1 protein-coding gene is annotated in these 1034 nt (G+C 34.0%); it reads left to right on the top strand.

Annotated elements, in window-relative coordinates; genetic code table 11:
* Positions 1-25 precede the first annotated feature (25 nt).
* A partial coding sequence (locus tag ACZQCL_RS08630; RefSeq protein ID WP_482482813.1) for a DEAD/DEAH box helicase occupies positions 26-1034 on the top strand: 1009 nt, incomplete at its 3' end.

Genomic DNA, 1034 nt, shown 5'->3' with positions numbered 1-1034 from the left:
CTGGAATCAAAGAGTGCATAATTCTTTGCCTGAACTAGAAGATAAAATTGATATAAGAACCTATGCATATATGGCAAGACATTATACAGAGTTATCTTCAGATTATTATAATTATATAGTTGTTGATGAAGCTCACCATGCGGTGGCTCCAATGCTAAAAAGAGTTATTCAATATTATAATGCAGATTTCACCATAGGATTAACTGCAACAGATCAAAGACCGGATAAGAAAAAATTAGAAACTGTATTCGGTAGCTATTCCACTTCTCTTTCTTTAAAAGAAGCTATGGAAAAAGAAATTGTTGCCAAGGCAAATGTATATCGAATTGAAACAAATATTGATCTTTCTAAAGTTCGTTTTAATGGTAAAGATTATGTAAATGCAGATTTAGAAAAAAGAATACGAGTGACTTCTAGAAATGAATTAATTGTAGATGTACTCAAAGAATACTTTACTTCTGGAGAAGCTAGCTTACGCCAAGGTGTTATCTTTTGTGTTAATGTTTCTCACGCAAACGAAATGGCTCGTCTTCTTAATAAAGCAGGAATTGTTGCGGCTAGCTATACTGGACAAACAAAAAATCCTGCATCTGTCATGGATGATTTCAAGAACAAGAAAATCCGATTCCTTTGTACTTGTAACATGATTTCTGAAGGATGGGACTATCCTGAGCTTGGTATTTTAGTTATGGCTAGACCTACTCTTTCTAAAGTTCTATATCTACAACAAATAGGTAGGGGGCTACGAAAAACTGATACAAAGAAAAATGTGATTGTGATTGATGTTGTTGATGAATATGGAGCTATGATCAAAGCTTGTAATATGCATACTATATTTGCGAATCCATATTATGTACCATTTGGCGATATCACGATAACAAATTATACGCCTGGCGAGATGTTAGTTGTGGATGGAATTGAAGAACGAATTGAGCGTATTACTGAAGTGGATATCAACACATTTGAAGATAAGTATGGTGATTATTTAAGCCAAGAACAACTCGCACGAGAATACTTTATCAATACCGGAACTG

Source organism: Holdemanella sp. (assembly GCF_056804935.1).
The sequence above is the reverse complement of the archived record's forward strand: the minus strand, read 5'-3'. Positions and strand labels throughout refer to the sequence as shown.